The sequence below is a fragment of the Rheinheimera texasensis genome (assembly GCF_964031785.1).
Lineage (GTDB): Bacteria > Pseudomonadota > Gammaproteobacteria > Enterobacterales > Alteromonadaceae > Pararheinheimera > Pararheinheimera texasensis_A.
The window spans coordinates 69,601-96,219 of record NZ_CAXIRE010000013.1 but is presented as its reverse complement, the minus strand read 5'-3'; the positions used below and the strand labels follow the sequence as shown (position 1 = coordinate 96,219).

The following is a 26,619-nucleotide window of genomic DNA, read 5'->3' as shown; positions in this document are numbered from 1 at the left end:
GCAGGGGCTCGTGATGCCGGTTGTAAAGCTGTGGTGCAAGTGGTTGTTGTGGATGGTGTTTATCGCACCGGCCTGCGCACAGGCGACAGCGCAGTTCAAGGTTGCCACTGAACAACAACCAGTGCGGATCGCTGCTGAAGACAACTGGCCGCCATTTTCTGACGAAAAAGGCAAAGGCCTGTCGTCACAACTGGTCAGCGCCGCGTTCGCCCGCAGCGGTTACCGCATTGAAACTGTTGCTGTGCCTTATGCCCGCGCCTTGCACTATACCGCCCACGGCAACACCGAAGCCTGCTGGAATGTGACGCGTCAGGCCAACACAGCCCGCGATTATCTATTGCACCAACAGCCGCTGTTTCAGGCGGCTTCTTCGTTTTATTTCCATGGCATGGCGAAAAACTACCGTTCAGTCGCCGAGATCCCGGACGGCACTGTGGTCGGCGTGATTTTGGGCTATGAATACGGCGATTTATTCGAGCAGCATAAAAAACGCTTTCAGCTGGTGGAAGTGTCGACCCATCCGCAGCTGATTTCGTTATTGCAGCATGACAAAGTAGAACTGGCGATTTTCTTTGATGAAGTGCTGGCCTATTACCTGGCGCAGCCGGCGCTGCGGCAAGTCCGTTTACAAAAAGGCCAGTTAAATCATCTCAGCGATATTTATGTCGCCTTCAGCCGCGTTTCAGCGCGCAGCCAGCAACTGGCCGATGCGCTCGACGCCGGGCTAACCGAACTGCGCCGCTCCGGCGATTATCAGCGCATCTTGCGGCAATTTAAGCAAAACCAGGGAACTGGTGCGGTGCTGGGGCGTTAACGCTGCAATAGCTGGCGGATGCGCGCTAAATCTGGCTTTCGATGCGGTGGCAGCAGGGGCTGGTTTATTTGGTCAAACAATTGTTGCGCTTCGGCTTGCCGTTGCAGCTGCCACAAAGTCTCCACGCGATACAGCTGGCTTTCTGCCTGTGCTATCGGCTCTCCGGCCTGACGGTATTCATCAAAAGCTGCGACAAAATGTCGTTCAGCATCCTGCCATAAGCCTTTCAGGGTACTGACCCGTGCCAGATTAAAATGCGCTTCAGCACGCAGCGCCGGGTGGCCGGTTTTTTCGGCCCAGCCGAGCGCCAGCAGGCGATGCTGCAGTGCTTTGTCCTGTTGCTGCAAATAATTGGCGAAGTGGCCGAGGTTATTCTGCAGTTCGTACTGAAACTTAGCGTCCTGACTGGCCTGATAACGTTTTTCCAGTTGTACCAGCTGATCATAACAGTGCTGGTAATTGCCATCTGCGTAGAGCTGCACGTTATAGAGCCGGATAAAACTCATCGGGTCTGCCGTGCTTTGCTGCCAGTCGCTCATCAGCGCCACCGCTTTGTCGAGATATTGCCGGCTTTGCGGTTTGTCACCGCGTACATAGAGCAGCTTGGCGTGATAGATATAAATGCGTGCCAGAAAGGCGGTCGGCGCATTCTCTTCTTTGACAAAAGCCGAAGTGAGCGCGAACAACGGCTCTGCTGATTGTTGGGCGAACATCGTATCCAGTTTTAATAACTGCACTTCATACCAAAGCCGGCTGCGGGGCTGGATTTGTGTCAGCGCCGCGTCGCTGGCTTCGACACAATGGGTATAGGATTGCAGGCATATTTGCTGCAGCTGCGCCAAATCAATGGCAGGGCGCGCCTGAGCCGGCAGCGTGCTGCAGACCAGCAACAGCAAACTGACCAGATGCCAATATCGTTTCAACGCCTTCTCTGCTCCATAGCTTGTGTTCAGCCAGAGTATATCCGGCGCTGTGGCTGCTGTCCTGCCCCTGAATGCCTGCAAGTTTTGCGCACTGGACTGAGCAGTGTTGTTCAGTTGCGATAAAGATATCAACTTGTTTACTGGCTGTTATCATGTGCATCCTGTGATGCCAGCCTGCCGGAGCCTGTAATGAAGCTGAAATTCGCCGTCCTGATCCCATCTGTATTGTTATTAGCTGCCTGTCAGTCCACTCCCGAAGAAGATATGCCACTGCCGGTTGGTTTTGCTGAACAAGCACAGCAGCTGCCACTCAAACGCCCGGTGGTGACTTTTTCCGACGATGCCTGGCAGCAGCAAATTGGCGCTTATCAGCTGAATAATATGGATTTGTCCGGCAAATCCATGCAAAAAGTCAGCAGTGGCACCGAATGGCAAACCACGGCGCGCGGCGGTTTATTGTTCCAGCTGATTTTTCATGACAACGTCAATGTCGCCGGTGAAATCGTCAACAAATACAACAGCAAAGCTGAGCAAACCTTCAGTTTTGATATTCAGGCGCCAGGCACAGCCACAGTGCACAGCGAATGCCAGATTCTGGTGTTTGGCCATGGCGAAGAGACCACCGACAATGGCGTAAACAGCTACAACTGGCAAACTTCAGAGCAGGAACTGAGCTACCTCGGTTGTCGCCTGACGCAGGACGGGCAGGTGTCGCAGCTGGTGGTCGAAGACAAAGCCGGCGCGGCGCCGGTGTACCGGCTGCATCAGGGCAGCCGCCTGCTGGATCTGACGCCGGTATCAGCAGCACCTGAGCTGGCGAAATACAACAGCTTCTTTCAGGGCGGCGAAACGGGTTTTCTGCTAAATGACGGGGCTTTGCAGCAGGCCGCTTTGCAGTTAAGCCATGACGAATCACGTTTATGGCTGAAAAAAGATCTGCCGGCCAACACCCAGGCCTGGTACATCGCGGCTTTATTCAGTCTGCAGATGTATCACTGGCAAGATACACAATGGCAATTTGACCAGCCGCAGCATTAAGCGGCGCTTTGTGGTGCTGGCCACCAGACCTTGCCCAATTGCCACAGATAACGGCTCAGTACATAACCGCAGACGGTCAGCGCCACGGCAAATTCCAGTTGGGCCAAAGCCAGTTGCCAGTGCGCCAGCTGTTGCAGCATCGGGGCACTTTGGTGTGACAAATAGCCTGACAATTTCAGCAGGGCGGTGGCGCTAATTACCAGCGGGAAAGTGCAGGCGGCAAAGGCTGGGTTAAAGCTGCCGCTTAGTAGCCGCGGCAGTTGCCACCAGACTTTTAACGTCAACAGCAGTGCAAGCGCGCTTAAGCCCAATAACATGCTGACCGGTAACGTCGCCGCAACTGGCAGACACAGCAGGCCAGCTAAGGTCAGGCTGCCGGGCGCGGCCAGAATCGCCAGCAAAGGCCGTTGTGTCAGAGGCAAAGGCGTGCCGCGGCGTAAGCGGTACAACATCAGCGGCAACATCAGCAAATAAACCAGTAAGCCAGCGCCGGCTAAAACCTGCAGCAGCCAGAGCGGGGCGCTGACTGGCGCTGTTAACACCGCGACGACAAAACCAATAGGCGGAATAAACCAGGCCGGCACTAAATCAGTCAGCGCAAACTGCGCCAGACGGTGGCGGATAAAACCGGTCAGTAGCATCAGATGGCCAGCCAGTGCCAGCCACCAGCACAAGCTGGCCAGCGTTGGGTTAAATGACTGCCAGGCTGCAGTTTGCACCAGCGTCGCCATGCACATCACCGGCAGCAGACTGCCCGCCACCGGATGCGCCAGTTCCTGCTGCAGTAGTTGTGGCGCACGCAAAAATTTCAGTAACACCGCCATCAGTAACGGCAACGCCAGCAGCGCTGCGGCCTGTTGCAATCTGCCATGTTGCGCAAACAGCTGATCGGCACACCAGCCGAGACTGGCGAGGCCCAGCGCTAAGCCGGCGGCGGCAGTTGGTACACGTTTTAAAGACAGGCGCTGGAACAGCAGGTGGCAAAGATGAAACTGGCGCATTGGGTTACCTCAAAAGTGGTAGCAATGGCGCTAGCTTAGGTTGCCTTAGATGTTTAGAATATCGATATAAATTTAACTAATCATTTAGAAAAACTATATGAATATTAGTTTTCGTCAGCTTAAAGCTTTTGTCGCTGTCGCGCGGCTGGGTAATTTAGGCGCCGCCGCCGACCAGCTGTGCCTGACGCGCGGTGCTATTTCGCAGGCGTTAAAAGAGCTGGAGACACAGCTTGGCACACCGCTGTTTGACCGCGCCCATCCGCATTTGCTGCTGAACAGTGAAGGCGCTTTGTTGTTACCGCTGGCGGATGAAATGCTGACACGACTGGATGATATCGGCGCGCTGTTTGCGTACAGTGGCGACAGCAACGGCAAAGCGCTGCTGCGCATCGGCGCCAGTCAGACCATCGGTAATTATCTGTTGCCGGGTTTATTGGCCGGCTTGGGGCCGCAGTGGCAGCTCAGTGTGTTTATTGCCAACAGTCAGCAGTTAGCTGCACGTTTGCTGGCATTTGAGCTGGATTTGGCGCTGATTGAAGGCGAAGTCACCCATCCGCAGCTACACAGCGAAGCCTGGCAGCAAGACCAGATGATCTTAGTGGCAAGCCCGGCGCATCCGCTGGCGTTATCGGTCACAGCGACGGGAAAAGTGCTGAGTGCCAGCGATTTAGCCAGTCAATACTGGGTGCTGCGCGAGCCGGCATCCGGTAGCCGTGAGCAGTTTGATAAATACCTGCGACCGCAACTGACCAACCCCGGCACTGTGCTGGAACTCAATACCTTGGAAGCGGTGCTGAATACAGTGCAACAAGGCCTCGGCCTCACGCTGGTGTCGGAACTCGCCGCCCGCGACCGGCTGGCCAGCGGCGCCTTAGTGGTGTTGCCTTTTAACCAGCAGATGCCGCGTCAGCTGCATTTATGCTGGCACCGCGACAAATATCTGTCTGCGGCCAGCCAGCGTTTTATCCGGTTTTGCCGGATGGGTGAATGATGGCAACAGTGCCATCATTCAGAACCTGTTACTGACGTTGAGCTCAATCTCCCAGCTGTCGACGCCTGGGGCTGAGGTCATCGGGGTCGACAAATCGATATGCACCACGTGGTTGTTGCTGGATTTAGACGAGTAAATCCGCATGCCAACGCCGACGCTACCAAGCCAGCGGTCGGTCAGGTTTTGTCGTAATAAGTCGCTGTTACTGCGGTAGATGGCATCCATTGGTGGAGGCGGTGCCAGCGGGGTCAGCATATCGATGCCCAAAGGTAGGGCAAAGCGCGCCGCGATGGCGGCCGGATTCAGCTGCGCCGGATCAGCAACAGTGCCGCCGTTGACGCGGCCAAGGTCGGCAAAAGCGACAAAACCAACATCAAGCATCTTGTACAGGTTGATACGCGGATACCAGCGCAGTTCGCTGGTCAGCACGGTTTTACTGATGCCGTGTTGATATTGCAGCGGATAACCGCGCAGCCCGCTGTCGCCACCGAGTTCCAGCGGCAGGTCGGCAAAGTTGCGGTTACGCCGCGTCAGTTCGGCTTTGTTGTACCAGGTAAAATCGCGGTTAAGCTGATAAAAATCTTCCGCCTGAAAGCGCCATTCGCGTAAATCGCCGCCTTGAAGGCCGTCGATGAAATCAAAGCCGCCATCGAGCAATACCAGATGCTGGCGGTCACCAAAGCCTTTGCTGCTGTGTCCGATCAGCCGGTAACCCAGCGACGTGTCCGCCTGCAGTTTACTGCTTTGTACCCCGGCTTTCAGGCTATGGTGCCAGCCGAGATTAATGTCTTCGGCGCGGTCGATAAACAGGATGTCCTGCAGCACCCGGTACTCGTGCTGTTTGTATTCAACACCGACCCAGGGATAAGCCCAGCTGCGGTCTTGTGGCAGCGCCAACGTGGGTTGTCCGGCCATTAACAGCTGTGATGCCGGTGCAAAACGCCAGTCTTCACTAAGTATACCGGCCAGTAACCGGGTCGAGGCGTGGTCCTGATAAGACCACAGCATGCCGGCGCTGAGGTCGATGCGGCGGTGGTCGGTTTCAAAGATATTTTCCAGCGCGCCGTTATGAAACACCTGGGTTTGTTGCAGGTCGCTCAGCCACTCAGTGCGGTACATCCAGCGGCTGTCGTCCTGATAAAACGGTTTCTCCAATAACAGCTGCTGCACATGGCCGTCGTCATTGTTGGTCCATTCGGCAGTCAGATAGCTGTGGGCAAACCAGTCGTCGCCGGTCGAGCCGGTGACCAGCGACAGCGGCATTTCCAGTTTAAATTCATAGCCGCTGCGCTGGGCGTCGCTTTGGTATTTCACTGAGGTGCGCACACCAAAACCGAGGAAGTTATCTTCTTTAAAACCAACCGCATATTTGTTTTGACCGCCACTGCGGCCGAGACCAAAAGACGGCAACAAGCTCCAGTTGTCCGAAGTTTCCACCACCACGTCATAACTTTGGTCGGCGTTACAGGTTGGGCTTAACCGCACTTTGGCGTCATGCAGATATGATTTGTCGCGCAGTAGCCGTTCGGCTTCGGCCAGATCGCTGACGCTGATGTCCTCGCCGCTGGCAAAAGGCAACTCACGTTTGACCGTGTCAGGGCGGGTGGTGACATGCGCCCAGTTGGCAAAATGATGCAGCCAGATGGAATCGGCGTCTTCCACAAAAATCGGCTCAGTACGAATGTGGATTTGCCCGACTCGGATGCGGCGGTCATCGGTAGCCGTTGCCGCCGCGGTTTTGTCGTCTTTGCTGCGCGCTGGTTTTTTATGTAGCCAGTCACAAAACAGTTCGCTGGAAACTGGTTCCACTTGTTGCGGTGTTTCACCGGCAACAGCGCTGCCTGAGACAAACAGCAAAGGTGCCATTGCGCTGCAAAGCGCACAGTGCAACACCGATAAACGCAGGGACTGCATACTTACCTCCTGCTGCAGGCAGCAAACAGATTCAGTTCGGGCCGGAATTCTTTACTGGTACGGGCAAACAGTGCCGGCAGGCTATGAAATAAATGGTCGTGGCTAAGTGCCTGTTTTTGCTGCTGCTTCAGACAATCATAACTCAGCTGCTGGCCCTTTGCTGCCCCTTGTTCAGGCCCAAAGTGTTGGGCAAAACTTTGTGACATCCACCAAATCAGCGGCACGCCGGTTTGCGCTTTGGGTGCCATCCAATACGGCAGACCATGCAGATAAACGCCGTTTTCGCCGAGCGATTCGCCATGGTCTGAGATATACAACATGGCGCTGTCCGGTAAAGATTGCAGCTGCTGAATCACGTTGGCAAGTAAGTCGTCGGTCGCCAGCAGGCTGTTGTCATAGGCATTGATAATGTGCTGTGACGGGCAATGATTCAGTTCTTTGTCGGTACATTCCGGGCCAAATACTTTTTGCTGCACTGTACTTCTGCGGAAATATTCCGGGCCGTGGCTGCCGAGCTGGTGCAGCACAATAATACGGTCTTTGCGCGCCGGCTGCGCCAGCTCACGCTGCAGCGCCTGCAGCAGGATGGCGTCGGTGCAGCCATCATTGGCCTGACATTCTGGCAGTTCAAATAACATCTCATGTTTGACCCGATCACAAACGCCTTTGCAGCCGGAATTATTGTCATACCAGCTGACGTCCACGCCGCTGCTTTGCAGAATATCCAGCACATTGCTGCTGTTTTTCGCCGTGGTTTCGTCGTACCGCTCGCGGCCCATCCAGGAGAACATACAAGGCACTGAATGCGCGGTGGCGGTGCCACAGGAGCTGACCTGGCTGAAGCTGATGACCGGTAACTGGCTTAACCGCGGATTGGTCGGCCGGCTGTAACCATTCAGTTGAAAATGGTCGGCGCGGGCGGTTTCACCGAGCACCAGCACGACGGTTCTGGGCGCGGCTGTGGGGGCAAGATTATGTACATCAGTGCCAAGCAGCTGAAAAGTCGGCGGGAAATGCGCCGCAATTTGTTGTTTGGTCACCGAGATCCCAGCCGACAGCGGGCTGATGGGCAGGGCAAAAAACTTCACGTCGCGATAGTTACGGAAAAAACTGGCGAGTTCTGCATATTGCGTCGCAGCCACAGCGCCGATGCCGCTTACCAGCAACAACAGCGTCAACAACCACTGGGCAGCACCACGGCGCCAGGATTGGCTTTTAAACACAATTTTCAGGTTGAGCCAGCCCAGCAGCACTAACCAGCCGGCAGTGGTGAAAATTAAATCCGGATTCAGTAAACCGCTGGCTTCGGCGATGTCGGTTTCCAGCACGTTTTGCAGCATTGAGCGGTCAATCACAGTGCCAAAGTGGCTGATAAAATAGTGGCTGATGGCGGCGATAAGGAAAAAGCCAGACAGCAGGCCGCGTTGCAGCCGTGGTAAACCAGGCACACTCAGCAACACAAACACCAGGCTGTTCAGCAACCACAATACCAGCAACAGCAAGGCCTGCAGGCCATATTGGCCGGGGATTTTTTGCTGCACCTGCGCTAAAAACGGTGCACAAAATAAAGCTGTCGTTAACAGCGCCAGCAACAGGGCGTAGGCGTTTGGCAGCAACACAAAACGTCGGGCGCGGGTCAGCAAAAAACTGTGGCTACGCTGGAGCCAGTGCAGAGTCAATTCAGTCATTTTGGATAACCTGAGGATATGAAGTTGGTAAAGACACGGGGCTTAAACGTTGCCGTAAGACCGGCCAATAAGCACAGAGACAAGCCATGCTCCAGCACCAGGCGGCGCTGGCAATATCATGTGAAATAAAATGGGCGCCGCGCAGTTGCTGCACCAGACCCAGACCAAAACCGAGCATCAGACTCAGGAACAGCGCCGGCCGTGCCAGCGCCGGATACAGTTGTAAGCAGAAGAAATACAAACCAAACCAGGCGAAACCTATGCTGGCATGGCCGGCCGGAAAGCAGGCGTTGGGCGCGCGGTTAGCAGGCCAGCTGCTGAATAAACCGGTGAACGGCTGAGTACCACCAAAGGCTTGTAAATCCCAGGGGCAATCCATCGGCAGGCTGTGTTTCATCAGCGCCACACCAGCCAGACTGAACATCAGGCTCAGTAATAAGCGGCCATGCGCCTGCTGGCGGCTGCGGGTCCAGTTGCTTGCCCGGTTAGCGGCTGCCAGACCACGGGTCCGGCGATATTGTTGCCGGGCCAGCTGCCAGACAAAATGCAGCAACAACCCGGCGATCAGCAGTTGATTCAACGTGCGTGCGCCTTGGTGCAGCACATCTTCCGTCAGCCAATGATGCTGCAAAGCCCAGTTCTGGCCCTGCAGCTGATACCAAAATGCGCTCAGCGCAAAATCAACACCAAAGCCGTAACAGAGGCCAAACAACAGAGTCAGCGCCAGCAAAGGGCGCAGGAACAGTTGTTTGGCAGGGGGTAATACAGTAGTCAGTGACACAAAGCACCCAAGGGCAGTACGGCAATGTACAAAGCCTAACGGGGCAGTCTTAAAGTAAACTTAAGTAAACAAATTAACTGTGATGGTAGAACAACAACGCGAAAAGGCCGGTTTGGAAGGTCGGTGTTAGAGGTCGGTGTTGAAGGTCGGTGTTGAAGGTCGGTGGCGCTGCGCTTACCGACCCTACCAAATAGATGATGCAGTGGCGTTCAGGGCTGCCGGGCGCTCTGCTGCTGTGCTTTGACATGCAACATCAGGTTTAAAAAAGTATCAGTCCAGTATTCATCTTTGTGGCTGGCCAGAAACTGCAGTAACTCGGCATGCGCAGTCGCAGAGATTTGCAGATGGTCACCGCCGATGCCGTGAAAAGTGAAATTGACCATAGTGCCTTTTTCGCCGGCGGCTTTGACCCAGTTTATCAGTTGCGCGCCTGTCACTTCACTGGGTGCTATCACCGGCACGGCGTGGATATTCAGCCGCTGCATATCCGCCACTACATCACCGACCGTGGTTTTCATTGCGACAAAATCCTGCGTCAACAGCGGTAAATACGGCTTACCGGCGGCCAGTTGATCGGTGCAGGGCGCGGTAAAGGTGCGTTGGGTTTTGCCGTCGATGGCCTGTAAAAATGCATTGCCGAGGCGTATCTCGCTCACTAATCGTGATGCCGGGGTTTGGTCTAAATCGCGATCAGGGCTTACCCAATCCCGGTTCGGCACTGATTTGGCGCATTGATGAAACAGCGAATGATTGCCCAGTTCATGGCCTTGTGTTGCTGCAGCGCGCCAGTCGGCCAAGCGGCTTTGGATACTGTCCGCCGACAACGGCAGATAAAAACTACCTTTAAGGCCTGCCGCATTTAATTGCGGAATGGCGGTTTCGAGCTGACTTGGCAGCGCATCGTCATAAGCCAGACTCACCGCTGCTTTGGCGCCATTTGGCCAGCTGAATGCGGTGGTGTTTGCCGGCCTGGATTCGGTCGCCAGTGTGTTGCCACACAGGATGACCAAAGCCAATATCAATGATTTTTTTGCCGGTGTTGCCATGTAAGCACTCCTTCGGGTGATGATTTGCCAGTGAGAGTCGATCCCGGATTGTCCACCACTTATCCCATTGGATTGTGATGAATCGTCAGCCAGCAGCAGGCTGAATACACTGACTTTTTTATCACAAGGATGTGTATGTTGCCTATCAAATCCCCCATTGCTACCGCTGTGCTGGCGTTGATTGTGCTTAATTCAGTCTGGAGGGCCTTTGCTGAAGAGCCGGCAACAGCTGTCAACACTTTATCTGCAGGACAGATTGCTGCCAAAGTACAGCAAGCAACGGCGGCATTAAATGATGTCGCACGCCAGGGAGCTACCAAGGCTCAGGCTGACCAGCTGTTTGCGCTTTATAGTGCAGATTTTGTCTATCAGCATGACAAATATGGTGGGGTTTATCCGCGTGACCAGCTTTACCGCAATACGTTACGGATGATCCAAAATGGTGGCGACAATACTCAGAACGACCGCTATCAGTTACTGCAGATCCTGCCCGGTGAGTCGTCGGCGGCCGTGCTGAGGCTGACGCGCGACGGTCAGCAGCATTTGTCGGTGTTTGAATTCAGCGGCGATAAAATCAGTAAAATCAAAGAGTACTGGTAAACCGGAACGCCTGCCGTCATCCGTGCAGGCCATTGCGCCCTCAGATTCAAATCCTGTTACGAAAAACCAGCAGCAGCGGGCGCAGTACATGATAAGTTAAGCCATATCTGTCTTCAGTATCCTGACGCAAGCGGAGTCTGAACGTGAAAATTGGCTGGTTTTCCTGTGGTATCACTCTGCTCTGTGTCATGGCCAGTGCGATGACTGTTACTGCGCAGGAATACCCGCGTGAGCTGAAGTTCACGCCGGCCGAACAGCAGATTTGGCAACTGACGATGCAACGGCCGCTTGCGCCGGCGCCGCAAATTCTCAGCAGTTTGCAGCAATTTAGCACGGCAGAAACGCCAGCCTGGTGGTGGCTGCAGCGTTGTCGTTTTGCCCTGCAAGCCGGTGACAAAACCGTGCTGAACAGTGCCCGCGCCGCACTGAAACAACTGGAAAACCAAAATGTTGCCAATGAATTCGCCGGCAGCGCCGCCGGTTACAAATGCCAGCAACTGAGTAAATTCAGTGCCGGTGAGTCGATGGATACCCGGCAACTCAGTTTCCTCGCGTATCACAGCCTGACCGCGCGCGATGCGCCGGCACTGCATGCCTGGGTCGGGCTTGATTATGCCCGCGACGCGCTGCAAAGCGGTTTTTATGATAGTGCCGCCAATGCGATAGGGCTGGTGCTTAGTATCGCCCGGCGTAATCAGTTGCCGCAGCTCGAAGCCGACAGTCTGGCGGTGCAGGCTGAGATCCAGCATGCAGCAGGTCAGGAACCGGAAGCCTTGCGCAGCATCAACCAGGCACTACCGCTGCAAACAGACCCACGCCAGCTGCAGCGTTTACAGCTGACGCAGGCGGAAATTCTGCTGACAACAGGGCGGCAGCAGGAAGCGCAGGCCTTGTATCAAACGCTGTGGCAACAACGATTTTTACCGGCCGGGATGGCGCTATTGACGCTGTATCTGCAGCAGTCTCCTGCTGATGTGGCGCCGGATTTACTGCTCAAGCTGAGCACAGAACTGCAACAACAGGCGGTGCAAAGCGGCGACCGCGAATGGATAGCCTTAAGCCGGTTACGTCACGCCATGGTGCTGCTGGTCAGCGGTCAACCAACGCCAGCGCAATTGCAATTTGATGATGCCAGCGGCTGGCTGTTGCAGCACCGGTTGGCTTTGTATGTACCGGAACTGCAGCGCTGGGCGCAGCTGCTGTCAAAACATGGCCAACCGCAGGCTGCTTTTGACGTGCTGCAGCAAAACCTGCGCTTGCAGCGTCAGCTGGATGCTGAAGAACATAACACCCAGGCGCAGCTCAGCAGCACACTGTTAATTGCCGAGCAGCGTAGCCGCGAATTGAAGCTGGTCGAGCTGCAGCAACAACTGCAGCGAAGCCGCGTGGCGGCAGACGAGCACGCTGCACAGATCTGGCGGCTGAGCCTGTTAGCTGCTGCGCTGGCGGCTTTGTTATTGTTGTTACTCTGGCACCTGGTCAGGCGGCGGGGGTGATTCCGCAGTGCTGCTGCACTGCGGCGAAATAAAAATTGCCGCCTTCATCCTGATACTGCGCCTGCAGCTGCAACCCGGCCTGTTGCAGCAGTTGCTGATAAACCACTGTGCCAAGCGACACCGACTCTAATCCGGTCAGCACATCGACCCAACGACACGCTTGCGCCGGTGCACTGAACAGCCACAAACCACCCGGTAATAACGCCGTGGCGACTTTACTGAACAGCTGGCGCTGCGCCACTTCCGGCAATAAAAACAACACGCCGATACAAAGCACACCGGCAAACTGACGCTGAAAAAAGTCCGAGTCTTCCAGCTTTTCACAAGCGACAGTGGCCTGCGGCAATAGGTGCTGATACGCCGCCGCTAAAGTTGGTGATGCATCCACGCCATACAGACAAAAACCACGCTCAGCCAGCGCTTTACCCAGCGGCAGACCGCTGCCACAACCAAGGTCCAGCAGCGCAGCGCCCAGCGGCAAACCCTGCGACCACTGCAACACAGTCGTCACACCAATGCTGGATTGCTCGCGCCAGTGGCGAAACTGCGCCGCGTGGGTTTCGTAGCCGTTGGCGGGGTCTTTAGCTTGGATTGTCATTTGTTTTCCACTGGTTGATGCGGGGTAATGTGTTTCACGTCAAAGTCCAGGGTTAATGTCTTATTCGGCGCCCCCGCAGGTTTAACCCGAAGATTCCGAATTCGCTGTTAACTCTGTGCACAGCCACTGCGCAAATTCACGCATGGCGCTGGTTTCTGCTTTGGATTGCAGCCGGGTCAGCCAATAACTGCCGAAGCTGATTTCCTGCTGAAATGGCCTTTGTATCCGACCGCTGAGCAATAGATGCTGAAACATCCGGGCAGGGGCTATGGCGACGCCAATGCCGGTCTGAGCAGCTTCCAGCATAGTGACACTGGAATCAAACACGATGACCGGATGTGTTGGCGGTAATTGCGGGCCGCCGGCTTGTTGCAGCCAGGCGGCCCATTCGTCGCGCCGGTAGGAGCGCAGCAGCGTGAAGTTTAAAAGATCAGCCGGTTGCTGCAGCTGGGCAGCAATATCGGGCGTACAGAGCGCTGTCAGCGGGCTGTCACACAGATACTGCGCAGCAGTGCCGTGCCAGGCGCCGTCGCCAAAACGGATGGCAAAATCCAGGCCTTCGGCGGCGACATCAACCCGATTATTGTTGGTGGAGATTTGCAGCTCAATATGCGGGAATTTCTGATAAAACGCCTGCAGGCGCGGCAGTAAAAAGCCGATGGCAAAGGTGCCGACCACACCGATTTTGAGTTTTTCCTGCACCTTGCGGCCGGCAAAATAATCTAACAGCTGCGCGATGCGGTCAAAAGATTCATTAAGCACCGGCAGCAGTGTTTCTCCCTCCGGCGTCAGTGCCAGCCCGCGGGGGATGCGCAAAAACAGCGGGCAATTCAGTTGATCTTCCAGCAGTTTTACCTGTTGGCTCACCGCCGAATGCGTAACATTCAGCTCGATAGCGGCATGAGTGAAACTTAAGTGCCGGGCGGCAGCTTCAAAAGCGCGCAGTGATTTCAGTGGGATATAACGACGGGTCATCGGCTACCTGTTGGTTTATCTATACCCAATCAACTTGAAGATTCGGGTAGGCGGCAAGTGAGTGAGACCGCAGGAGCATCGCTGACTATGTGACTGCGGCGAGCGAGCAAAGTCAACAACCCCGAATCTTCAAGGAATGAGGGTGTGTAAGTTTTTCTAACAGCTGATATGTAAATTAACCGTTTGTCCGGCGAAGTCAACTGGCGCAAGCTAAGGATAGTGCGGGCCCGGCACTTCATTTCAACCAATTTAACTGCAAAGGAAATTATATGCATTTCAACAAAACCCTGATGGCGCTGACCTGTGTGCTCTGTTGGGCCGGCCCGGCTCTGGCGCAAACTATCGAAAACGAAGCCGCACTGAAAACTGCAGTCAGTCAGCAAGTATCAACCCTGATGCAACAACAGCAAATCCCCGGCATGGCTGTGGCGGTGCTATGGCAGGGCAAAACGTTTTTTTACAGCTTTGGTCAGGCGGACGTCGCGACAAAAAAAGCCGTGACACCAGACACCTTGTTTGAGCTGGGTTCCATCAGCAAAACCTTTGCCGGTGTGATTGGCGCTATGGCGCTGGAACGGGGCGACATCAAGCTTACTGACCCGGTCGCCAAACACTGGCCGGCTTTGACCGGTAAACAGTGGCAGCCAATTAATATGCAGCATCTGGCGACTTATACCGCCGGTGGCCTGCCGCTGTTTATGCCGGACGACGTCACCGATAAAGCCAGCCTGCTGAACTATTACCAACAGTGGCAACCGGAGTATGCGCCGGGCACGCAGCGGGTCTACGCCAACAGCAGTATTGGTTTGTTCGCTCATCTGGCCGTTGCTGCCGGCGGCAAAGGTTATGCCGAAGTCTTTCGCAAACTGACCGCAGACTTGCAGATGCCCAGTACTTACCTGCAGGTGCCGAAAACAGCTCAGGCGCAATATGCCTGGGGTTATAAAGAGGGCAAACCGGTGCGGATTGGCACTGGGGTGTTGCTGGATGAAGCGGGCGGCGTGAAGGCCAGCGTGCGCGATTTAGCGACCTGGCTTCAAGCCAACCTGCAACCAGAAAAAGTGACAGACCCATTGCTGCGGGCCGGCATTGCCAAAACACAGCAACGTTATGCTAAATCTGAACAAATGTATCAGGGCCTGGGTTGGGAAATGCTGGATTATCCGGTGTCTTTGGCAGATTTGACGGCGATGACAGCGCCTGAATTTGTCGCCGGCACTGCAGCAACTGTGTTAGTGCCACCAGCGCCTGCTGTGGCCAACAGCTGGGTACATAAAACCGGCGCCACCGGCGGTTTTGGTGCTTATGCCGCTTTTATCCCGTCGCGCCAGATTGGCATCGTACTGCTGGCTAACCAGCGTTATCCGAATGCTCTGCGGGTGGAAGTGGCGTACAAGGTGCTGGAAAACCTGAAATAGTCCTTTTATGCCAAGAGATTGTCGGCCGCGGTCTGTGTCACAGGGCCGCGGCAAAGTGACGGCCCAAGTGGCAACTGTTAGACTGCCGGCCATTGAATACCCGCTTCAGGAGCTGTGTGGTGACTGCATCTATGACGTTAGACGAGATTTTATTGCGCTTAAGTACCGAACAGCAGGTGTCGGCAGATGCGGAACAGTTGCTGTTTCCGGCCGATGCGTTGTTGGCGGCCAAAAGTCACTGGGCGGAGTTCTGGCCGCATATCGCCGCGCTGATGCAACGGATGCAGGCGGATGAAGAATTATCAGATGACGAATATCAGCTGCTGTTTTACGGCGTAATGCTATTAGCTGATGTGGCGGATTTGTCGCAAGCGCCGGCTTTTATGCAGTGGGTGGACACCACAGACGGCCTGGGATCAGACCTGGAATACACGCTCGGCGATGCGATGACCGAAGATCTGGCGACTATGTTGTTTGTGCTGTCGGCTGGTCAGTCTGTGCCGCTGCAGCAACTACTGCTCAGTGAAAAAGCCGGAATTTACGTCAAAGCAGCGGCGCTGGCGGCTTTATTTGCCCAGCTGGAGTTGGCAGAGCAACAAGACCAGGCGCCTGACACCACAACACTGGTTCCGCTATTGCAACAAGTGATTGATGTCGCCTCCCGCCACGGCCAGAAATTTGTGCTGGGCGAACTGGCGATCTGGTGTATCAGTTTTGGTCTGCAACAACTCAAACCGGCGTTTGAGCTGCTGCTGCGGCAGAACAAAATTGATACAAAAGTGATCAGCACCAGAGAAATCAGCCGTTGGCAGCTGGCAAACAGTGAAAAACCAATAGCGTCTGGCCTGGTGCGCCCAAGCTTTGATGTGATGTCATTGCGGCATTGGCTGGCATTTCAGCCAGACAGCGTAGCGGCGACAGCTGAACCTGTGACTGCGGGACGTGCTATTTCGCCGGAAAACGCGATGAGCACAAAAGTGCTGGTGGGTCGCAACGATGCCTGCCCTTGTGGCAGCGGCAAAAAATACAAAAAATGCTGTCTGAACTGAGGCGGCTTCGAAAAGGCGGCGACTTGTCATTCGCACAAGCCGCGCTGCGGGCTGCTATAGTGCCAACCCCGGCTTGTTAACGGCAAAACCCGATGAAAAAAATCGCTGTGTTTGTGGACGTGCAAAACATCTATTACACCTGCCGCCAGGCTTATGGCCGGCAATTCAACTACCGCAGGTTTTGGCAGCAACTACAGCATCAGGGCGATATTGTGTTGGCCACAGCCTATGCCATCGAGCGCGCCGATGACCAGCAGCGCAAGTTTCAGGACGCGCTGCGGCATATCGGTTTTCAGGTCAAACTCAAGCCGTTTATTCAGCGCAGTGATGGCAGCGCCAAAGGCGACTGGGATGTCGGTATCACTATCGACGTGCTGCAACAGGCGGAACAAGTCGATGAAATTGTGCTGCTGTCCGGTGATGGCGATTTTGACTTGCTGCTGCAGGCGGTGCGCCAGCGTTTTGCCTGCCGCAGCATTGTCTATGGCGTGCCGGGTTTGACCGCTCACGCGCTGATTAACAGCGCCGATCTGTATGAAAAGATTGATGAAATTTTGTTGTGCTGATGCAACGCCTAGCTGCCGGCTGCACCGGTCGGTGGCAGCAGAGTGCCCAGCCGCTGAAAAAACGCTTTAGCATCAAACTGTGGATTTTGGATAAATTCACTGAGTTGCTTGGAAAAATCTGCTGAAAGGGCTGGGCGAACAACAGCTAAAAAAGTCGCCGGTGTCGCCGGTTTGCCTTGTTCGACCGCGGCATTAAAGGCCAGCCACTGAGTGAAAACATCATGGCCCTGTGCCGTTAAATCCTGATGGATGGCGTGAAACAGCACCATGCCACAACTGTAATGCACATTCGGATTGGTCTGGGCCTGGCTGCTGTATCTCGGGTCTTGTGCCAGCGCGTCCAGACAGGCTTGTTGCACAATTTTCAGTTTTTTCGGCAGCAGCGCCTGATCTGCACTGATGGCTGTGTACGCCAGAGCTGAAAACAACTCGGCGCTGCCTTCGTGTAACCAGGCGTCCTGCAATTGCTCAACATTTGCCGCTTTGCGCTGATACAGATGCGCCACTTCATGGGCAAAAAATAGCAGCGTGGCTCTTTCATTCAGTTGTTCAACGGCTTGTTTGCCATACCAATGCATAAAAACCTGACCTGGCAGAGAGCCGCCCTGATGGCCATAACCGCCATCCGCGTTCGGGCTGTAGGACGCGTACAGGCTGGGCCTGAAGCTGAGTTTTCCCATCTTAGTGCTAAAAAAAGCCAGAATGTCCGGCAGCCGTTGCGCCATCAGCTGCTGTAAAGCGTTTGGCAGACCCGTGTCGATCACACTGACAAAGTTGTCATCGGTGACTGGTTTGCTGCTGCCAACATAAATACTTTTGCCGCTGTCCTGATCTGTCCAGCTTGCTTCTGCCCGGTGGACCTTGCCATCGACAATGATATGTTCGTTTTTGCCGGCCTGCAGCCGGATCTGCCATTGGTTTTGACTGTCGTTGCACTGTTCGGGGCAGGCAAAAAAACGGCCGGAATGGACTAGCATGCCGCCGTCAGTGAATGGGGAAAAGGGTGCATATTCTTTTGGTAGCACCACGTAGGTTGGCGTCAGGCGAAATCCAACTGCGGTGAATGCTTTGCCGTCGGTCCGCCGCACGGCTTCGTGGCCGTCGAGACTTACAATTTCAAAGGCAGCCGATTCCGGTTTCCAGCGTGTTTGCCGCGACTGATCAGGGCTGCGCTGAAACACCAGCCGGGTCATGGCAGTGTCGGCGCTGTAGTGCACCCGCCAGTTGCCGGCATGGTCTTTTTCGATGCTGGTGACAAGCCCGGCGGCGCTTAACTCCCCGCTTGAACATAAAAGAATAAACAGCAAAGACGATAAATTAATCAGGCGCATGTGGGCTTCTCCCTGAAAATAATCCATTGTGCAGATGTTGTAGACGTGAGGTCGCCTGATGCGGCAAGCGCTTAAAGCTGGATTTATCTTAACCACAGTGCTGTGTTGCACAAACATAACGATTGCAACAATTCGTTTCCGGTATCGGCCCACTGAGCCGGAACGGCTTTTTGTCCGTATTCCCCGGCAATGCAGCAGATAAAAGGATAAAAGAATGAGTTTTCAGTCGGTTAAAGGGGCGTTGCTGTCTGTAACATTGTTACTGGCCAGCTGCACCGGCATTCCCGATGGGCTAACCCCAGTACAACCTTTTGAACTGAATCGTTATTTGGGCGAATGGCATGAAATCGCCCGGCTGGATCATTCGTTTGAACGTGGCCTGACCCAAGTCACAGCCAATTACAGCCTGAACCCGGACGGCAGCGTCAAAGTGCTGAACCGCGGTTTTTCGGCGCAAGACAACGAATGGGAAGAAGCGGAGGGCCTGGCCAAAATGAACGGCCCGGCCGACCAGGGCCGGTTAAAAGTGTCGTTTTTCGGGCCTTTTTACGGCGCTTATAACATTGTGAAATTAGCGCCGGATTACAGCATGGCGCTGATCGTCGGGCCGGATTTAACCTACGCCTGGCTGCTGGCGCGAAGCCCCAATCCGGATAAAACTCAGTGCCAGGCCTTTTATGCGGAAGCGACCCGGATTGGCATTAAGCCAGATAGCTGGATCCGGCTGAGTCCATGCTAACAGCGCGGCGCCGGCTGAAGCGTCAGGCGACGCCGTTAAAACAGAATTGCTGCGCGGCCGGCTGCTTTTCGAGTAAGGCCCGATACGCCATCAGGTGTGGCAAAGCCGCGCGCTCTGCGATGGGCGTTTGCAGCCAGCGGTTAAGCGATAACCCCAGTACAATATCTGCCAACGTAAAATCTGCGCCGCAGATATAAGCGCCGCTTTGCGCCAGCGCCGCGTCCAAAATTTGCAGTTTGTGCTGCCACTGCTGCGCGCTTTGGGCGATCGCCGCCGGGTCAGTGAAATCCGGGTGTTGGCGCACCAGCGCCATAAAAGCATAACGCCAGGCCGGGTTTAACTCACAGGCCTGCCAGTCCATCCATTGTTCCACTTTTGCCATTTGCTGCAGATCGCGGCCTAATAACGTAGGATGGCTATTTTTTCGCACCAGATAACGGCAAATACTGTTGGATTCCCACAGCACAAAATCACCGTCGACCAGCACCGGCACTAAAGCATTTGGGTTGAGCTGGCGGAATTCCGCCGTATCAACAGGCACAAAACCGCTGCCGCAGGGGATGAGGTCGGCCTTGATGTTCAGCTCGGCCAGAGTCCATAACACTTTACGCACGTTGATGGAGCTGGGTTTGCCGTAAAGTTGCATCGCAGATCCTCGGGCCGCTATGGCCGGTTTGGTTCATGGTTGTTAGAAAAATGCCGTGGCTATTCACCACGGCTGTCTGGCCGCCAGCTGGCGCGTGGTTTTATCATAGAGACTGTCTCCGCGCAGATAAACCGGGTTGCGGTAACAGGGAGTTTCCCGATGCTGCCGCTTATTCGCTGAAGACGGTCATGGCGATTTGCATCTGATAGGCTTCTGCCTGCGTGCCCTCGCCGGCATTGCTGGCGATCAACAGTGCTTTTTGCGTATCCGGCTGCAATGTCACCACAGCCTGCCAATAGCCATTAGAACCGGCATGCATTAACAAACGCACCGGCCGTTGTTGCGGAAAGTCGGTGCGCACGCCCCAGCCCAATGCTGCGCCGGAATCGCCCTGCACCTGATGCAAATGCTGGTAACCGGCTTGTTGCAGCAATTTGCCACGGCCTTGTTCGCCCTGCATCTGGTCGATGACAAAGGCGGCCCAGTCCTGCATCGTCATATACATATCGCCGGCCGGGATCATCACTTTCGGATTACTGGCATGCTCGCCCCGTATCGGTTTGCCGTCTTTATGGCCGGTATTGGCACTGGCCGGCGTCGGACCAAATCCAACCTGCATGCCCAAAGGCGCAAACACCAGCTCGGTGATTAGCTGCTCAAACGGTTTTCCGCTCAGGCGCTCGGTAATAGCGCCACACAAAATGGTCCCGCTGTTGGAATAATTGGCTTGCTGGCGGGCCGGCGCGATCGGCGCCTGCGTTAATACTTTAGCGGCATACAACTGGCGCAGGGTCATCACGTTGGTTTTGTCGGTGTATGTCGATTCCAGCCAGGCTTCATCGGCATTGGCGGCGAGGCCGGCACGGTGCGACAGCAGGTCGGTGATGGTCAGTTGCCGGTAGGCCGGATGCATCCGCGGCGCCAGTTCAGGCAGTAAGCTGGCCAGTGTATCGTCCCAGCGCAATTTACCCAGCTCCACCAGCCGGGCCATCAGTGTGGCCGTCATGGCTTTGCCGTTGGAGCCAATATGCCAGACATCCGCTGCGCTGACCGGCCGCGCCGGTTGTTCGCCGGCGGCCCGCACTCCTTGTTGCAGTTGCTGCACAATCTGGCCATTATTTATCAGTACTATCGCAGTGGCTGGGATCGCCGGATCTGCGCTGACTTCCTGTAAAAGCTTCGCCAAATCAGCGGCCTGTGCCGGCATTACCGATGCAGCGATACACAGCAGGCTACTGCACAGCACACGGGCCCAACGCGGGCCGGGTAGACAAAGGGTTCTTTGCATCTGAATATCCTTCTGATAAGCTGAATGATTAAAACAGTAAGAACTTACTGTAAAACGATAAATTATTATCTTTAGACATTCAACTAATCTTTTTGTAGCTGAGGGTAAAGCCATGAATCGGCCGGAAATATTTCGTCTGCTGCTGGCGGGCGCTTTTTGTGTGTATGCGCTGGCGGCAGTAATGGTCTGGTGGTTACCGCCAGACTGGTTGTTGGCCAGCAGTGCGGTCTATCAGCTGCAACTGGGTGCGCAGGGCGTCGATGCCGCCAATCTGACTATATTGCAGCGCTGCAGTGGCATGCTGGCGGCCTTGCCGTCGTTGGCTGCGCTGTGGCTGGCATGGCGGCGGCTGACCGCTTTATTGCGCGGCTTTGCGCAAGGGCAAGGCTTTACGCCGGCTGCCGCGCTGCTGTATCGCAAGTTTTGCGGATGGTTATGCGCCGGGTTAGTTCTGGCGCTGCTGGAAGGGATCTGGCGTTCGCTGGCTGATTTTATGGTGCAGCCCGGCACCACACAGCTGACTTTAACACTGCAGGTCAGTGGCGGAGATTTACTGGCGATTGGCGTGGCCGCGTTGTTTTATCTGCTGCATCACCTGATGCAACAAGGGCAGCAACTTCAGCAGGAAAACAGCGAGTTTATCTGATGGCAATTATCGTAAGACTGGATTTAATGCTGGCGGCGCGTAAACAAAAATCCCGCGCGCTGGCGGAATATGTCGGTATCACAGAACAGAATTTGTCGCTGCTCAAATCGGGCAAGGTCAAAGGGATCCGCTTTGATACGCTGGAGAAGATCTGCGAGTTCCTGCAATGTCAGCCCGGCGACTTATTGGAATTTGTACCAGACCAACCACAAGACTGAGGTCTGTTGATACCTCAGCACGCCTTGACTGTGGAATGTCGGCAGCGCTGCTGCATAAGATAAAGCGCCGGCCAGTAACACATTGTTCCTGCGCGGCAGTCAATGCGGTGTGTTCATGTCTGGCGTGCTGCTAAATACCGCCGGCTAGCCTGATGCCTGTTTGTGATGCTGCAAAGTTGCCGCACACAAACACGCCAATGCCGAAGTTTCGCTGAAGCAAGAATTTCTAATCTAAAAACACCGGCTTGCCCGACCGGGAAATAGCGGATATAACCTTCTTTCACGTCCCAGCGATCGGTACTTTTATTACTGGTTTGTTGAAGTTATTGTAGTTATCGATAGCTGGGGAAACAGGGTTTTCAGGATAAAAGGGATACCCACGGTTTAAAGCGTGGTTTTCGCTTTTGATTAATATGTTATAGAAATGCTAAGGTTTAAAGTGGCTCATCATATTTCAAAACTGCAAATATTGAATTATAAGTCCTGCAAAAACTTGTTAATAGATCTAACTCCTTATACGCCAATGGTTGGATATAACAATGCAGGTAAATCTAATATTTTATCAGCCTTAGAATGGTTGTTAGATGATAAATTACTACCACCCTCTGATTATAATGATCCTAATTTGGACATATCTATCGAAGGAATAGTAAATGGTGTTACTGAGGAGGTTTTGCAACGACTTAGTGACGAACACCGAGAACCCCTACGGCCTTTTATCGGCGATGGTATCGTTCGAATAAAAAGAACACAACCAGCCAATGCAGCTAAAAAAGCTGATGTTCGACTAGAAATTTATAACTTCGTACAAGATAGTTTCCAGAAAAATCCACGCGGAATTTGGAATGCAATTAAGGCATTATTCCCAGACCCAATCAAAATTGGTGCAATGGAAAATGCAGCAGACGATGCGTCTAAGGCAAAATCGACATCCACTATTGGTAAACTACTCAAAGAAATTTCTGTTTCAATACAACAAGCGCAAACATTAAGAATCAGTAGACACTTGGATGCAATTTCAAGAAGGATTGATGCTGATGGCAGCAAGAGAATTCAAGAGCTTAATTATATTGACAGGCAAATAAATAACACACTAGTAAACTATTTCCCCGGCGTAAATATAAAGCTCCATTTTGAAATGCCAAATCTAGAAGAGTTGTTAAACTCTGGTACAGTAAAAGTCTATGAACAAAATCAGACTGGTCGAGAAATATCATCATATGGTCATGGAACCCAGAGATCCGTCCAAATGGCGCTTATTCAGTATCTTTCGGAAATTAAACAAAATAACGAATCAATCACAACAACTTTATTACTAATAGATGAGCCGGAATTATATTTACACCCTTTTGCAATAGAACAAGTTAGAGAGGCTTTACATAGTTTATCAGAGTCTGGATATCAAATAGTCTTTACTACTCATTCGGCGCAGATGATCACAGAGGATCGAGCGCAACACACTTTATTAATTCGAAAGAATAATCAAGATGGTACGCATAGTCGAAAACGTTTAAATGACGCTATTAGCCAAGTTGTTCCTGATGCAATTTCACAAGCTAATCATTTATTTTCCCTTAGTCAATCAACTAAAATTCTTTTTGCAAACGAGGTTATATTAACAGAAGGGAAAACAGAGTTACGGCTATTGCCTTTTATATATCAAAAAGTCAAAAATAAAACATTAGGGCAAAACAATACTGCACTAATTGAAACAGGCTCTGTTGATAATATAGGTAAAACAATTCAAATTTTAAGAGAAATGGATCTGCCAACTAAGGCAATTGTAGATATGGATTATCTTTTCAAAGGTGCTATACACAGTAGGATTGTCAGTGCAGACAATCCTGATCTCGTAGCATTGAGAACGATATTAAATGAGTTAAAAGATCAAGGTGTTATCCAAATGAAAGGAGATACACCTGGAGCTAAACATTGCGAGGCATTAGTTAAAGACGCTCGTTCAATTATCCATATAAATAATTTACATCAACTCCTTAAAGCGCAAAATATCTGGGTGTGGCAAAAAGGCAGCATTGAATCTCACCTTGGGCTTCGAGGTAAAAATGAAGGTGAATGGGCTGGATTTAAAAATAGAATCAATATGGTTGGCAATGACATCAACTCAGTATGTGCAGATCCTATTTCTGTTAATGATTTAATTGCATGGCTGTGAGTGCATCCTTATAACAAAACTTGGTGTGGGACTGCTTCGCAGCCCCACAAGTAAAAGTTATGCGTCAAACGTTAGGAATTGTATTGAAACTTTCTGAATTTGTATTCTGGGCATATAAAATTGATTTAAGTGATTCAAGGGCTTTCACGCTCGAAAATCGATGTGTCTGTGCTCATTTTGAGCGCCATTTTAAGGGTATAGAGACAGACAAAATATATAGAGTAGTTATTAAGCTTAGTGAGGATGACCAAAGAAATGGTATGACTGAATGGAGTAGTTCAGTTCTGAAGTACTATCATAGCTTCGATTTTGACTATTACTACGGTTTGAAAGATCGAGAAAAGAAGTCTCATTTGTTGGATACTCTGGGTGCTTCGCTTCTTAAAGTCTGCGAGTTAATGGGGTGGGATACCGAACCATTCATTCGGGCTAGACAAAAGGTCATTGATGATAATTTTGATAACTCATATGAAGTGTCAAAAAAACACAATCGGTCTCGAAGTTTTGTAGCCATTTTGAAAGCGTCTCACACCGAAAATGACTTCATTTTAAGCGTCGTAGTGAATGACAATCGTGGTCATAAAATACTCGAAAGACAGCTTTTTTCAGTTGAGCCAGACGAGTTCATGTTTAACAGTCTGGTTGGGACCATAAAATGGTCGTCTAATGACGTATTAGTCTACTGCGCTAAAGACAAAACTGTAATTGAGACAATATACATAAGCTCAAATGGTTAAATGTAAGCAATCGCATAACAAGGCGCTTTTGTTGCCACTATCGTGGCAGGGACGGCTTACGCTGCGCTTCTGCCGCCCCAAAGCTTCGCGTTAGTTGCTGCATGGATGAACCGTCATGACATACATAACCATCCAAGAGGAACCCCGAAGTTGGTGGCACGGCGTCTTCCAGCCATCAGTGATAGCTCTAATGGCATATGTTGAATCACTTGAAGGCTTGGAATTCAAATCTTTTCATTATGTTATGCAGACTGACGAATTGGATGTGAAAGGAACTTTCTTAGGGTATAGCTTCAACATTTGTATGGAGTGGGGAGGTGCAATTTCTCTTACATTCCGCACAGAGATTCCAGAAGCACTCGCCTCTGTATTAGAGAAGCACATGAAATCATATAAATATGTTGGGAGCAGAGCTGAGAAATTGGCTGCGGTGCGTTTTCAAAGGTTAGCAAGTCATGACAACTAACAAGCAAATCTTAATCGCCCACGCTTCGCATGGGCTGCGACGGCAAAACGCATGCGCGTTTTTCCGCGCTAAATTTGGTAGTTAGCTGAACTATGAAAGATTCAACCAAGTTAGCCATTTCTAGATTCCTCTTGGCAAATGTCTTTGTCGGTTTACCTTTATATATTGCTCTTTTTGCTTGGTTACAAAAACATGCACTATCTTTTAGCAACTTTGACGACCTCAGGTTCATTCTTGAATTAGGTGTGTTGTTAACAAGCTTAAGTGCAGTTATCGGCGTATTTTCTATAGTTCCGCTTTGGGTGTTGGCTAAAAGGTTTAATTTTGCTTCTTACCCGAGCATTGTATTTTTCAGTGTGCTGCCATCGTTTTTACTGTATCTAAACGACAGTAAACAATTTTATTTGTACTCTTTGGCAATTAGTGCGGCAATCGGCTTAAGTTTCTTTAAAATGAGCAAATCAATTAATGTCAGCAGCTAACAAGGCAAGTCAGCATCGCACCTTCGGTGCTGGACTCGCTAACGCTCGCCGCTGCTTGCGGCGTTAGGGTGTTTGGGGTTCCTGTGGAAGAATTGAAAAATACATTAATTGAGCTTGAGGAGCGCCTTTTTCAACCGAATGTTCGGAGCTCCTTCACTGAACTTACTGAGTTAATTTCCGACGATTTTACTGAGGTTAGTGCTTCAGGATTACGATTTGATAAGTCCGACGTTTTGAAGCGTTTACCAACTGAAGTTGCCCCTGAGATAACTGCGCGAGATTATGAGTTGCGATTGCTTGGTCTAGATTGCGCTCAGCTGTTGTACAAAGCAGAGGTGTTAAGAATTGAGCAACGATCACCAGTCTACTCGCATAGGTGTTCAATCTGGCGTCGGAGTGAGAGCGGTCACTGGCAAATGATTTATCATCAAGGGACAACATGCGCTTCGTTCTAGCTGGTTGCCCTGACAAACGCCAGCCCACAGCTCCTGCGGCACAGGACTCGAAACATGATGCTCGCCGTTTAGGCGATAGTTCGACGCAACCAAGGTGAGTGCATATGGAAGACCGCGATATTGCTATTCCCCAACTGCCCGCGAGATCGATGGAACGGACGGCTGCATTCTACCAACGGCTTGGATTCGATTTTGAGGTCGTCTCGCCGGCCGGTGACTACGCGATAGCGGATCGGGGGTCGCTGGAGGTCCACTTTTTTCTGCACGAGAGCCTCGTGCCATCAGAGTCGTCGTTCGGCTGTTATTTCAGGGTTGGTGACGTGTCCGCGCTGTACGCGGCGTTTTCTGCAGCGGGTTTGCCGGGTTGTGGAATACCGCGCATCACTCCACTCGAGAATAAGCCATGGGGTATGCGTGAGTTTGCTGTCATCGACGAAAACGGATCACAAACTCGCATCGGCCAGGTGCTGTAGGGGTCGCCTACCAACTCGGGAAAGCGTGAGGCTCATATGGCTGCGACAAAGCTAATCCACGGATTGG

At 52.7% G+C, this 26,619-nt stretch carries 28 protein-coding genes; 17 read left to right on the top strand and 11 right to left on the bottom strand.

What is annotated here, in order from left to right; all coding sequences use genetic code 11:
• The first annotated feature begins 13 nt into the window (after positions 1-13).
• Positions 14-814 carry a transporter substrate-binding domain-containing protein gene (locus tag ABNT34_RS03590; protein ID WP_348728875.1) on the top strand — a complete coding sequence of 267 codons (801 nt, stop codon included), beginning with the start codon at positions 14-16 and terminating at the stop codon, positions 812-814.
• Here ABNT34_RS03590 and ABNT34_RS03585 read toward each other — a convergent pair.
• On the bottom strand, positions 811-1,737 hold the full coding sequence (locus ABNT34_RS03585) for a hypothetical protein (protein ID WP_348728873.1): 927 nt from the start codon (positions 1,735-1,737) through the stop codon (positions 811-813). The genes ABNT34_RS03590 and ABNT34_RS03585 overlap by 4 nt on opposite strands.
• A gap of 189 nt (positions 1,738-1,926) precedes the next feature.
• On the opposite strand from ABNT34_RS03585, the gene ABNT34_RS03580 reads away from it, so the two are divergent.
• A complete protein-coding gene (locus ABNT34_RS03580) occupies positions 1,927-2,775 on the top strand; it encodes a hypothetical protein (RefSeq protein WP_348728871.1) in 849 nt (282 codons plus the stop codon).
• Here the strand turns inward: ABNT34_RS03580 and ABNT34_RS03575 are convergent.
• The gene (locus tag ABNT34_RS03575; protein WP_348728869.1) at positions 2,772-3,776 is read right to left on the bottom strand and encodes a hypothetical protein; all 1,005 of its coding nucleotides are present in this window, start codon (positions 3,774-3,776) and stop codon (positions 2,772-2,774) included. The two genes, ABNT34_RS03580 and ABNT34_RS03575, sit on opposite strands and share 4 nt — an antisense overlap.
• A gap of 97 nt (positions 3,777-3,873) precedes the next feature.
• Between ABNT34_RS03575 and ABNT34_RS03570 the strand changes: the two genes are divergently transcribed.
• Complete coding sequence (locus ABNT34_RS03570; RefSeq protein ID WP_348728868.1) at positions 3,874-4,767, top strand: LysR family transcriptional regulator; 894 nt, start codon at positions 3,874-3,876, stop codon at positions 4,765-4,767.
• An 18-nt stretch (positions 4,768-4,785) separates the two neighbouring features.
• On the opposite strand, the gene ABNT34_RS03565 is transcribed toward ABNT34_RS03570, so the two are convergent.
• The 4 genes from ABNT34_RS03565 to ABNT34_RS03550 form a co-directional block, all read right to left on the bottom strand.
• Positions 4,786-6,681, bottom strand: coding sequence for a hypothetical protein (locus ABNT34_RS03565; RefSeq protein ID WP_348728866.1), 1,896 nt, complete (start codon positions 6,679-6,681; stop codon positions 4,786-4,788).
• Positions 6,682-6,683: 2 nt separating this feature from the next.
• A complete protein-coding gene (locus ABNT34_RS03560; protein WP_348728864.1) occupies positions 6,684-8,369 on the bottom strand; it encodes a phosphoethanolamine--lipid A transferase in 1,686 nt (561 codons plus the stop codon).
• Positions 8,362-9,150 (bottom strand): phosphatase PAP2 family protein, encoded by a 789-nt coding sequence (locus tag ABNT34_RS03555; RefSeq protein ID WP_348728862.1) that lies wholly within the window; start codon positions 9,148-9,150, stop codon positions 8,362-8,364. Before ABNT34_RS03555 ends, ABNT34_RS03560 begins: the two co-directional genes overlap by 8 nt.
• 209 nt (positions 9,151-9,359) lie before the next feature.
• Positions 9,360-10,196, bottom strand: coding sequence for a polysaccharide deacetylase family protein (locus ABNT34_RS03550; RefSeq protein ID WP_348728860.1), 837 nt, complete (start codon positions 10,194-10,196; stop codon positions 9,360-9,362).
• Positions 10,197-10,331: 135 nt separating this feature from the next.
• Between ABNT34_RS03550 and ABNT34_RS03545 the strand changes: the two genes are divergently transcribed.
• On the top strand, positions 10,332-10,796 hold the full coding sequence (locus tag ABNT34_RS03545) for a hypothetical protein (RefSeq protein ID WP_348728858.1): 465 nt from the start codon (positions 10,332-10,334) through the stop codon (positions 10,794-10,796).
• Between the two features lie 143 nt (positions 10,797-10,939).
• Positions 10,940-12,292 (top strand): hypothetical protein, encoded by a 1,353-nt coding sequence (locus ABNT34_RS03540; RefSeq protein WP_348728856.1) that lies wholly within the window; start codon positions 10,940-10,942, stop codon positions 12,290-12,292.
• On the opposite strand, the gene ABNT34_RS03535 is transcribed toward ABNT34_RS03540, so the two are convergent.
• Positions 12,276-12,890, bottom strand: coding sequence for a class I SAM-dependent methyltransferase (locus tag ABNT34_RS03535; protein WP_348728854.1), 615 nt, complete (start codon positions 12,888-12,890; stop codon positions 12,276-12,278). The genes ABNT34_RS03540 and ABNT34_RS03535 overlap by 17 nt on opposite strands.
• Before the next feature lie 81 nt (positions 12,891-12,971).
• Positions 12,972-13,865, bottom strand: coding sequence for a LysR family transcriptional regulator AmpR (gene ampR, locus ABNT34_RS03530; RefSeq protein ID WP_348728852.1), 894 nt, complete (start codon positions 13,863-13,865; stop codon positions 12,972-12,974).
• Between the two features lie 269 nt (positions 13,866-14,134).
• Here ampR and ampC point away from each other — a divergent pair, with 269 nt between their 5' ends.
• The 3 genes from ampC (at position 14,135) to ABNT34_RS03515 (ending at position 16,898) form a co-directional block, all read left to right on the top strand.
• Positions 14,135-15,283 (top strand): class C beta-lactamase, encoded by a 1,149-nt coding sequence (gene ampC, locus ABNT34_RS03525; protein ID WP_348728850.1) that lies wholly within the window; start codon positions 14,135-14,137, stop codon positions 15,281-15,283.
• A 119-nt stretch (positions 15,284-15,402) separates the two neighbouring features.
• Positions 15,403-16,332 carry a DUF1186 domain-containing protein gene (locus ABNT34_RS03520; RefSeq protein ID WP_348728848.1) on the top strand — a complete coding sequence of 310 codons (930 nt, stop codon included), beginning with the start codon at positions 15,403-15,405 and terminating at the stop codon, positions 16,330-16,332.
• 92 nt (positions 16,333-16,424) lie between these two features.
• Positions 16,425-16,898: an NYN domain-containing protein gene (locus ABNT34_RS03515; RefSeq protein ID WP_348728846.1), complete on the top strand. Its 474-nt coding sequence runs from the start codon at positions 16,425-16,427 to the stop codon at positions 16,896-16,898.
• Positions 16,899-16,906: 8 nt separating this feature from the next.
• Here the strand turns inward: ABNT34_RS03515 and ABNT34_RS03510 are convergent, their stop codons facing one another.
• The gene (locus ABNT34_RS03510; protein WP_348728844.1) at positions 16,907-18,229 is read right to left on the bottom strand and encodes a hypothetical protein; all 1,323 of its coding nucleotides are present in this window, start codon (positions 18,227-18,229) and stop codon (positions 16,907-16,909) included.
• Between the two features lie 214 nt (positions 18,230-18,443).
• On the opposite strand from ABNT34_RS03510, the gene ABNT34_RS03505 reads away from it, so the two are divergent.
• A complete protein-coding gene (locus tag ABNT34_RS03505; RefSeq protein WP_348728843.1) occupies positions 18,444-18,968 on the top strand; it encodes a lipocalin family protein in 525 nt (174 codons plus the stop codon).
• Between the two features lie 22 nt (positions 18,969-18,990).
• On the opposite strand, the gene ABNT34_RS03500 is transcribed toward ABNT34_RS03505, so the two are convergent.
• Entirely contained in the window at positions 18,991-19,614 is a 624-nt protein-coding gene (locus ABNT34_RS03500) for a glutathione S-transferase (RefSeq protein ID WP_348728842.1), read from the bottom strand.
• A gap of 169 nt (positions 19,615-19,783) precedes the next feature.
• A complete protein-coding gene (locus ABNT34_RS03495; protein ID WP_348728841.1) occupies positions 19,784-20,902 on the bottom strand; it encodes a serine hydrolase domain-containing protein in 1,119 nt (372 codons plus the stop codon).
• Positions 20,903-21,014: 112 nt separating this feature from the next.
• Between ABNT34_RS03495 and ABNT34_RS03490 the strand changes: the two genes are divergently transcribed.
• The 8 genes from ABNT34_RS03490 (at position 21,015) to ABNT34_RS03455 (ending at position 26,552) form a co-directional block, all read left to right on the top strand.
• A complete protein-coding gene (locus ABNT34_RS03490) occupies positions 21,015-21,548 on the top strand; it encodes a DUF2975 domain-containing protein (protein ID WP_348728839.1) in 534 nt (177 codons plus the stop codon).
• Positions 21,548-21,766 (top strand): helix-turn-helix transcriptional regulator, encoded by a 219-nt coding sequence (locus ABNT34_RS03485; RefSeq protein WP_348728838.1) that lies wholly within the window; start codon positions 21,548-21,550, stop codon positions 21,764-21,766. The genes ABNT34_RS03490 and ABNT34_RS03485 overlap by 1 nt, the downstream gene beginning before the upstream one ends.
• 439 nt (positions 21,767-22,205) lie before the next feature.
• Positions 22,206-23,939 (top strand): AAA family ATPase, encoded by a 1,734-nt coding sequence (locus ABNT34_RS03480; RefSeq protein WP_348728836.1) that lies wholly within the window; start codon positions 22,206-22,208, stop codon positions 23,937-23,939.
• Positions 23,940-23,998: 59 nt separating this feature from the next.
• Positions 23,999-24,676 carry a hypothetical protein gene (locus tag ABNT34_RS03475; protein WP_348728834.1) on the top strand — a complete coding sequence of 226 codons (678 nt, stop codon included), beginning with the start codon at positions 23,999-24,001 and terminating at the stop codon, positions 24,674-24,676.
• 190 nt (positions 24,677-24,866) lie between these two features.
• A complete protein-coding gene (locus ABNT34_RS03470) occupies positions 24,867-25,142 on the top strand; it encodes a hypothetical protein (RefSeq protein WP_348728832.1) in 276 nt (91 codons plus the stop codon).
• Between the two features lie 92 nt (positions 25,143-25,234).
• Positions 25,235-25,624 carry a hypothetical protein gene (locus tag ABNT34_RS03465; protein ID WP_348728830.1) on the top strand — a complete coding sequence of 130 codons (390 nt, stop codon included), beginning with the start codon at positions 25,235-25,237 and terminating at the stop codon, positions 25,622-25,624.
• Between the two features lie 26 nt (positions 25,625-25,650).
• Entirely contained in the window at positions 25,651-26,079 is a 429-nt protein-coding gene (locus tag ABNT34_RS03460; RefSeq protein WP_348728828.1) for a DUF4440 domain-containing protein, read from the top strand.
• Positions 26,080-26,183: 104 nt separating this feature from the next.
• Positions 26,184-26,552: a VOC family protein gene (locus ABNT34_RS03455; RefSeq protein ID WP_348728826.1), complete on the top strand. Its 369-nt coding sequence runs from the start codon at positions 26,184-26,186 to the stop codon at positions 26,550-26,552.
• The last annotated feature ends 67 nt before the right edge of the window (positions 26,553-26,619 follow it).

Excerpts from the sequence above, each read along its gene's own strand:
- ABNT34_RS03590 (WP_348728875.1), top strand. The coding sequence starts at position 14 with ATGCCGGTTGTAAAGCTGTGGTGCAAGTGGTTGTTGTGGATGGTGTTT.
- ampC (WP_348728850.1), top strand. The coding sequence starts at position 14,135 with ATGCATTTCAACAAAACCCTGATGGCGCTGACCTGTGTGCTCTGTTGG.
- ABNT34_RS03580 (WP_348728871.1), top strand. The coding sequence starts at position 1,927 with ATGAAGCTGAAATTCGCCGTCCTGATCCCATCTGTATTGTTATTAGCT.
- ABNT34_RS03570 (WP_348728868.1), top strand. The coding sequence starts at position 3,874 with ATGAATATTAGTTTTCGTCAGCTTAAAGCTTTTGTCGCTGTCGCGCGG.
- ABNT34_RS03535 (WP_348728854.1), bottom strand. The coding sequence starts at position 12,890 with ATGACAATCCAAGCTAAAGACCCCGCCAACGGCTACGAAACCCACGCG.
- ampR (WP_348728852.1), bottom strand. The coding sequence starts at position 13,865 with ATGACCCGTCGTTATATCCCACTGAAATCACTGCGCGCTTTTGAAGCT.
- ABNT34_RS03510 (WP_348728844.1), bottom strand. The coding sequence starts at position 18,229 with ATGCGCCTGATTAATTTATCGTCTTTGCTGTTTATTCTTTTATGTTCA.
- ABNT34_RS03515 (WP_348728846.1), top strand. The coding sequence starts at position 16,425 with ATGAAAAAAATCGCTGTGTTTGTGGACGTGCAAAACATCTATTACACC.
- ABNT34_RS03500 (WP_348728842.1), bottom strand. The coding sequence starts at position 19,614 with ATGCAACTTTACGGCAAACCCAGCTCCATCAACGTGCGTAAAGTGTTA.
- ABNT34_RS03485 (WP_348728838.1), top strand. The coding sequence starts at position 21,548 with ATGGCAATTATCGTAAGACTGGATTTAATGCTGGCGGCGCGTAAACAA.
- ABNT34_RS03455 (WP_348728826.1), top strand. The coding sequence starts at position 26,184 with ATGGAAGACCGCGATATTGCTATTCCCCAACTGCCCGCGAGATCGATG.
- ABNT34_RS03470 (WP_348728832.1), top strand. The coding sequence starts at position 24,867 with ATGGCATATGTTGAATCACTTGAAGGCTTGGAATTCAAATCTTTTCAT.
- ABNT34_RS03560 (WP_348728864.1), bottom strand. The coding sequence starts at position 8,369 with ATGACTGAATTGACTCTGCACTGGCTCCAGCGTAGCCACAGTTTTTTG.
- ABNT34_RS03550 (WP_348728860.1), bottom strand. The coding sequence starts at position 10,196 with ATGGCAACACCGGCAAAAAAATCATTGATATTGGCTTTGGTCATCCTG.
- ABNT34_RS03565 (WP_348728866.1), bottom strand. The coding sequence starts at position 6,681 with ATGCAGTCCCTGCGTTTATCGGTGTTGCACTGTGCGCTTTGCAGCGCA.
- ABNT34_RS03545 (WP_348728858.1), top strand. The coding sequence starts at position 10,332 with ATGTTGCCTATCAAATCCCCCATTGCTACCGCTGTGCTGGCGTTGATT.
- ABNT34_RS03475 (WP_348728834.1), top strand. The coding sequence starts at position 23,999 with ATGCGTCAAACGTTAGGAATTGTATTGAAACTTTCTGAATTTGTATTC.
- ABNT34_RS03490 (WP_348728839.1), top strand. The coding sequence starts at position 21,015 with ATGAATCGGCCGGAAATATTTCGTCTGCTGCTGGCGGGCGCTTTTTGT.
- ABNT34_RS03505 (WP_348728843.1), top strand. The coding sequence starts at position 18,444 with ATGAGTTTTCAGTCGGTTAAAGGGGCGTTGCTGTCTGTAACATTGTTA.
- ABNT34_RS03495 (WP_348728841.1), bottom strand. The coding sequence starts at position 20,902 with ATGCAAAGAACCCTTTGTCTACCCGGCCCGCGTTGGGCCCGTGTGCTG.
- ABNT34_RS03465 (WP_348728830.1), top strand. The coding sequence starts at position 25,235 with ATGAAAGATTCAACCAAGTTAGCCATTTCTAGATTCCTCTTGGCAAAT.
- ABNT34_RS03575 (WP_348728869.1), bottom strand. The coding sequence starts at position 3,776 with ATGCGCCAGTTTCATCTTTGCCACCTGCTGTTCCAGCGCCTGTCTTTA.